This window comes from Methylophaga sp. UBA5088 (assembly GCF_002414625.1).
Lineage (GTDB): Bacteria > Pseudomonadota > Gammaproteobacteria > Nitrosococcales > Methylophagaceae > Methylophaga > Methylophaga marina.
Genome location: NZ_DIAC01000029.1, coordinates 17,565 through 24,333 on the forward strand (window position 1 = coordinate 17,565; position 6,769 = coordinate 24,333).

7 protein-coding genes are annotated in these 6,769 nt (G+C 45.3%); all 7 read left to right on the forward strand.

Annotation, left to right across the window (positions count from 1 at the left end; translation table 11 throughout):
- Positions 1 to 1,180 (forward strand): flagellar biosynthesis protein FlhF (gene flhF, locus B4K20_RS03785; protein WP_289281941.1); only part of this gene is annotated, 1,180 nt, incomplete at its 5' end.
- The gene (locus tag B4K20_RS03790; protein WP_289281942.1) at positions 1,173 to 2,051 is read left to right on the forward strand and encodes a MinD/ParA family protein; all 879 of its coding nucleotides are present in this window, start codon (positions 1,173 to 1,175) and stop codon (positions 2,049 to 2,051) included. The genes flhF and B4K20_RS03790, both read left to right, overlap by 8 nt.
- Complete coding sequence (locus B4K20_RS03795) at positions 2,048 to 2,770, forward strand: RNA polymerase sigma factor FliA (RefSeq protein WP_286303963.1); 723 nt, start codon at positions 2,048 to 2,050, stop codon at positions 2,768 to 2,770. Before B4K20_RS03790 ends, B4K20_RS03795 begins: the two co-directional genes overlap by 4 nt.
- A 15-nt stretch (positions 2,771 to 2,785) precedes the next feature.
- The gene (gene cheY / locus B4K20_RS03800; RefSeq protein ID WP_286303962.1) at positions 2,786 to 3,175 is read left to right on the forward strand and encodes a chemotaxis response regulator CheY; all 390 of its coding nucleotides are present in this window, start codon (positions 2,786 to 2,788) and stop codon (positions 3,173 to 3,175) included.
- Between the two features lie 14 nt (positions 3,176 to 3,189).
- Positions 3,190 to 3,921: a protein phosphatase CheZ gene (locus B4K20_RS03805; RefSeq protein ID WP_289243209.1), complete on the forward strand. Its 732-nt coding sequence runs from the start codon at positions 3,190 to 3,192 to the stop codon at positions 3,919 to 3,921.
- Positions 3,922 to 3,932: 11 nt separating this feature from the next.
- A complete protein-coding gene (locus B4K20_RS03810) occupies positions 3,933 to 5,966 on the forward strand; it encodes a chemotaxis protein CheA (RefSeq protein WP_289281943.1) in 2,034 nt (677 codons plus the stop codon).
- An 8-nt stretch (positions 5,967 to 5,974) separates the two neighbouring features.
- Positions 5,975 to 6,769 (forward strand): chemotaxis-specific protein-glutamate methyltransferase CheB (gene cheB, locus B4K20_RS03815; RefSeq protein WP_289281944.1); only part of this gene is annotated, 795 nt, incomplete at its 3' end.

The window sequence follows — 6,769 nt, forward strand, 5'->3', positions numbered from 1 at the left end:
GCGTCAAGCTATTCGTGAGGTTCGGGATGTACTGGGCCCGGATGCGGTCATACTGTCCAATACTCGTGTCGATGGTGGTATTGAAATTGTGGCTGCTACTGACTATGACGAATCACAGTTTCGTCGTCAGGCGCAAGTCGAAACAGCTTCTACACAAGCACAGCAACCTCCTCGAGTTGAAATAAATCCCACTCCAGACACATATGCGCACGAACAACCACAAGCAGCGCCAAAACAAAATATCTGGTCTCAGGAACCAACTCTGGTGCAGATGCGTAAAGAAATTGCTGGCTTACGTAATATGCTACAAAATCAGCTATCGGATCTGACCTGGAAAGATATGGAGCGTCAGAATCCAACCCAGGTACAGCTACTAAAACGTTTTATGCAGATGGGCATTGACGTGGAACTCGCCAAATCTATCACCGCAAAAATGCATGGTATTGATGATTTGGAAACAGCATGGCGGCATTGTCTGGGCTCATTAGCTTCACAAATTCAGCTCACAGAAGAAGACATTCTGACTCAAGGTGGCATCTATGCTTTGGTCGGTCCAACAGGCGTTGGAAAAACGACCACGATAGCTAAACTCGCCGCCCGGTGTGCTCTAAAGCACGGTGCACGGCAAGTTGCCTTGATCACCACCGACTGCTATCGCATAGGAGGTCAGGAGCAGTTACGTACCTATGCCCGAATTTTGGGTGTACCTGTGAGAGTGGCCAGAACCCATGCTGAACTCACTGAAACTCTTAATGACCTGCTTGATCGCCGCTTTATCCTGATAGATACTGCGGGAATGAATCAACGTGATATAAAACTGACAGAGAAGTTTGCTGTGATAAAACAGCAGTCCCCTCGTGTCAAAACATACTTAACCATGTCAGCAAACACTCAAGCCAGTGCGATGGATGATATTATTCATGCTTATTCTCACTTGAACTTGAGTGGCTGTGTTTTAACTAAAACAGATGAAGCCAGCAGTCTCGGTGGTGCAGTATCGGCTTTAGTACGTCACCATTTACCCCTAGCCTATGTGGCAAATGGTCAGCAAGTGCCGGAAGATCTGAGTCTCGCTCGACCCAATACACTAGTTAACCAGGCCAGCGAATTGATGAATAATGAGCAACAACTGGATCCCCAAACAGTATCCAGCTACGGAGGTTTTGCCGCTTATGGCTGAAAATACCCAACCCCATGATCAAGCTGCAGGCCTTCGCATAATGACGCAAGCCATCAGGCCCGTTAAAGTGATTGCTATTGCCAGCGGCAAAGGTGGTGTAGGTAAAACAAATGTGACAGTTAATCTCGGCGTCGCGTTAGCTGCTTTAGGAAAAGAAGTTGTCCTGCTTGATGCGGATTTGGGCTTGGCAAATATAGACGTGATGTTAGGGCTCCATCCCCAATACAACTTATTGCATGTATTAGATGGAACCAAATCACTGAGAGACATTATTGTTGAAGGCCCTTCTGGCCTGAAGATTATTCCAGCCGCTTCTGGTGTGAAAAAAATGGCTGAACTCAGCACGGCTGAACATGCCGGCATGATCCAAGCCTTTAGTGAGATGGATCAACACATCGACGTGCTATTGATTGACAGTGCGGCAGGTATCGCTGACAGTGTTATCACTTTTAGTAAAGCGGCTCAGGAAGTGATTGTTGTGGTTTGTGACGAACCAGCCTCAATCACAGACGCCTATGCTTTGATTAAGCTTCTCAGCCGTGAGCATCAGGTTGAACGCTTCCATATCGTGACTAATATGTGCCGAAGCGTGCAGGAAGGTCGTGAACTTTTTGATAAGATTTCTTTAGTCTGTGATCGCTTTCTCGACGTGACCCTGGACTTTATGGGTATAGTACCGTTTGATGAAGATTTAAGACGGTCAGTGAAAAAACAACGTAGTGTAGTAGAAGCATTTCCACGTAGTAAAGCGGCTACGGCATTTGCACATTTAGCCAAAAAAATTGAATATTGGCCTGTACAGAAACAACCTCGTGGCCATATGGAATTTTTTGTTGAGCGACTCATTCAGGCAAGTATGGAAATGGCATGAGTAACAGAGCAGTCATGTATACATCGGGTCAAAGTAAATCAGAGTTGATTGAGCAACACGCGCCTCTGGTCAAACGAATCGCTTATCACATGATTGCGAGATTACCAGCGTCAGTTGATGTTGAAGATTTAATTCAGGCAGGCATGATTGGCCTACTCGATGCCTCTCACCAGTACAACTCCGCTCAAGGCGCAAGCTTTGAAACCTATGCAGGCATCCGTATACGTGGTTCCATGCTGGATGAAATCCGCCGCAATGACTGGGCGCCCAGATCGGTGCACAGAAAAGCCCGTGAAATCGCGGAACAAATGCATAAAATCGAACAGGAAAAAGGACGGAATGCTTCAGACAGTGAGGTAGCCGCGGCGCTTGGTATCGATATCAACGAGTATTACCAACAACTGCACGATTCAAGTGGTTATCAGGTTTTTAGCCTGGATGAGTTTACTGATAATGATGAAACCCAGGCTCACCCTATATCTGTCGGCCCCAGTGGGCCAGATGATGAAGTTCAGGATGATGATTTCCAACAGGCATTGGCACAAGCCATAGACACACTCCCAGAGCGTGAGCGCTTATTAATGAGCCTGTATTATAATGACGAATTAAATTTAAAGGAGATCGGCGAGGTTCTGGGCGTAAGTGAGTCCAGAGTCAGTCAAATTCATAGTCAGACTGTGATTCGACTTCGCGCCAAACTTCGTGACTGGATTATGTAATTTTGGAGGTGTGCTTTGGATAAAAATATGAAAATCCTGATCGTGGATGACTTTTCCACTATGCGTCGGATCATAAAAAATCTGTTACGGGATTTGGGATTCAACAACACGCAAGAAGCCGATGATGGCTTAACAGCTTTGCCCATACTTCAAGCAGGTGGAATTGATTTTCTGGTCACTGATTGGAACATGCCTGGCATGCAAGGGATTGATCTACTAAAAACAGTCCGTGCCGATGAAAAACTCGCCTCATTGCCAGTACTTATGGTAACGGCAGAGACCAAACGCGAACAAATCATTGAAGCTGCACAAGCGGGTGTCAACGGTTATATCGTCAAACCATTCACTGCAGCGACGCTCAAGGAAAAAATCGAAAAGATTTTTGAACGCATTAACGCACAATAAGGAGCACTCGGCTCATGGCTTTAGTAAATCAGGCAACCCAATTGGATGCAGCAAAAGCCCTCGTTGAGGCGCTTGAAAAAAATGATGAAAAAGCGGCTGAGGAGCAACTGACTATTCTTGCAAAAGCACAGGAAAGTCAGTTATTCAAAGAAGTTGGCAAACTGACTCGCGAATTACACGACTCCTTAAATAATTTTAATCTCGACGCCAGACTCATTGATTTAACTCAAAATGATATGCCTAACACACGTGACCGACTTAACTATGTCATCACCACGACTGAAGAAGCAGCACATAAAACGTTAGGTTATATAGATAACACCCTACCTTTGGCTCAAGAACTCCGAAATACTGCCGAAAAGATAGATGAGAGCTGGCACCGTTTTCGGAAAAAGGAAATGAATGCAGATGAGTTCCGCATATTGGTAAAAGAAATTGAAAACTATTTACCGACAGTGAAACAACATGCAGATCAAGTTCATCATAATTTATCTGAAATGATGTTAGCTCAGGGCTTCCAAGATTTGACCGGACAAGTGATTCGTCAGGTGATTAGCTTGGTAGAAGAAGTGGAAGATAGTTTGGTGCAGTTAGTCAAAGTGGCTGGCAAACCTCAACCGTCTTCTAATAAAAAAGAAATTGACCCAATTAAAGCTGAAGGTCCACAGATAAACGCACAAGATAATCCGAATGTGGTGAATAACCAGGATGATGTGGATGACTTGTTATCTAGCCTTGGCTTCTGAGGAAATGATTCATGGCGCTGGATACAGATGATGAAATCCTGCAAGACTTTCTTGTTGAAGCAGAAGAAATATTAGAAGGTCTGAACGAACAGCTTGTAGAGCTCGAAAATAGCCCACAAGATGCTGATCTCCTTAACTCTATTTTTCGTGGTTTTCATACCATTAAAGGTGGGGCAGGTTTTCTCAGCCTGGAAGCAATGGTCAATCTTTGCCACAAAAGTGAAGATTTATTCAATCTGCTAAGACAAGGTGAACGCTTTGTTGATGCCGATATGATGGACACCTTTCTTAAGGTGCTCGACATATTGAACACCATGTTTGCGGAAATCAAATCCGGTCAATACCCCAGCCCGGCTGACGCTGAAGTTATTGAGTCATTATCAGCTTATTTAAATAACGATTCAGCCCCCGCTGCTGCACCTGAGCCCGAACCAGAACCTGAAGTGGTCGAAGAAGTCACTCCTCCCCCTGCTTCAACTGAGTCAAGTTCAGCTGATGCGCCTGCAGATGACGAAATCACAGATGATGAATTCGAAGCCTTGTTAGACCAGTTACATGGTAATTCAGCACCTGGCATAAAAGACTCAGAAAAAGCACCAAAAGAACCGCCTGCTCCTGCGGCTTCCGCGTCAAGCTCATCCAACAGTGACGATATCACTGAAGAAGAATTTGAAGCATTGCTTGACGAATTACAAGGTGCGAAAAAAGCAGAAGCGGAAAAACCAGTGCCGCCACCAGCAGCACCTAAATCAGCGCCCTCTCCTAGCACTGATAAAGCGGTAGAACCTAAGGCTCCTACACCTACACCTAAGCCAGCAGAAAAAGCAGCATCTGAAAAGGTCGAAGCAAAGGCAGCACCAGCTAAACAAGCTGCTGATACCAGTGTACGTGTTGATACAAGTCGTCTCGATGAAATCATGAACATGGTCGGTGAATTGGTGCTGGTACGAAACCGGATCAGTACACTCGAGTCTTCATTTGAAAATGAAGAGATGGCAAAAGCGGTCAATAACCTTCGTGTTGTCACGGGTGACCTGCAAACGGCTGTAATGAAAACGCGCATGCAACCGATCAAAAAAGTATTTGGTCGTTTCCCGCGAGTGGTTCGTGATATCGCCAGAAGCCTGAAAAAAGATATTGATCTTGAACTGCGTGGTGAAGAAACTGATCTCGACAAAAACTTAGTCGAAGCTCTCGCAGATCCGCTTGTGCATTTAGTCAGAAATGCAGTTGACCATGGTGTAGAAATGCCTGACGTCCGCGAAGCTGCTGGTAAACCCCGTCAAGGTAAAGTCGTACTGTCTGCAGCTCAAGAAGGTGATCATATTCTTCTCACTATCGCAGATGATGGTGCGGGTATGAACCCGGAAACGCTGCGTCGCAAGGCGGTTGAAAAAGGCATGATGGATGAAGACACCGCCGCCAGACTTACCGAATCAGAGTGTTTTTCACTAATCTTCTCTCCCGGTTTTTCCATGAAGCAGGAGATTTCAGATATTTCTGGCCGTGGTGTGGGTATGGATGTGGTGAAAACCAGCATATCTAAACTCAATGGTGTCATAGATATTCAATCTGAAGTGGGTGTGGGCACAACTTTGTCCATCAAAGTCCCTCTGACGTTAGCCATTATGCCGACATTAATGGTCATGCTCGGTGAGCAGATTTTTGCTTTCCCACTGGTGAACGTGAATGAAATTTTCCATCTCGATCTTTCTAAAACCAATGTCGTTGATGGACAACAAACCATTATGGTGAGAAATAAAGCCTTACCCTTATTCTACCTCAGCAAGTGGCTGACCAAAGGTCGAACTGATGGTAAAAAACCAGAGATCGAGCATGTTGTTATTGTGAATGTGGGTACTCAGCGTGTTGGTTTCGTTGTTGATGTATTGCTAGGTCAAGAAGAAGTTGTAATTAAACCACTTGGAGCTTTGTTACAAGGAACTCATGGGTTTGCTGGCGCGACTATTACTGGTGACGGCCGCATTGCATTAATTTTGGATTTTCCAGAATTAATGAAAGTCCATGCTAACCGTGGATACTAGGAGTAAAAGTGACGGTTAAGGTTCTGATAGTCGATGACTCAAGTTTTTTCCGTAAACGTCTTGCTGAAATCATAGCAACTGATCCGCGACTCCAGGTTATTGCTACGGCCAGTAATGGTGAAGAAGCCATTCGCGAAGTACAGCGTCATCACCCAGATGTAGTGACTATGGACTTAGAAATGCCGGTGATGGATGGCATCACAGCTGTTCGAAAGATTAAAACCATTCGTCATACACCCGTTTTGATGTTGTCCACCTGGACAACTGAAGGCGCCAAATCGACTTTAGATGCATTGGAAGCCGGAGCCACTGATTTTTTACCAAAACGCTTTGAAGATCTATCAAGCGATAAAATTGAAGCTCAGCGTAAGCTCTGTCAACGTATTTACCAACTAGCCAGTGGTTTTCAGGCCAGTCAATCAGACATGCCTGCCAATAGAGCTACTAACAGTCAAACACAAGTGGCGGCCGCTAAACCCGAAAAGTCATTCAATACCACACCTGAACTGGTTGCTATTGGCACTTCAACAGGTGGGCCCGTTGCTTTACAAAAAGTGTTAACGCAGTTACCAGCGAGTTTTCCCTGCCCTATTTTACTTATTCAGCATATGCCGGCCACCTTTACGCCATCATTTGCAGAACGTCTGAATACACAGTGTGCGATTCGAGTAAAACAGGCTGAAAATGGTGAACATTTAGTGCCAGGAACAGCTTATCTCGCCCCTGGTGGTGAACAAATGTTGCTTAAAGGCCGACCGAATAATCTCTATCTCAGTATTGAGCCGGGGGATGTGAAGGAGACC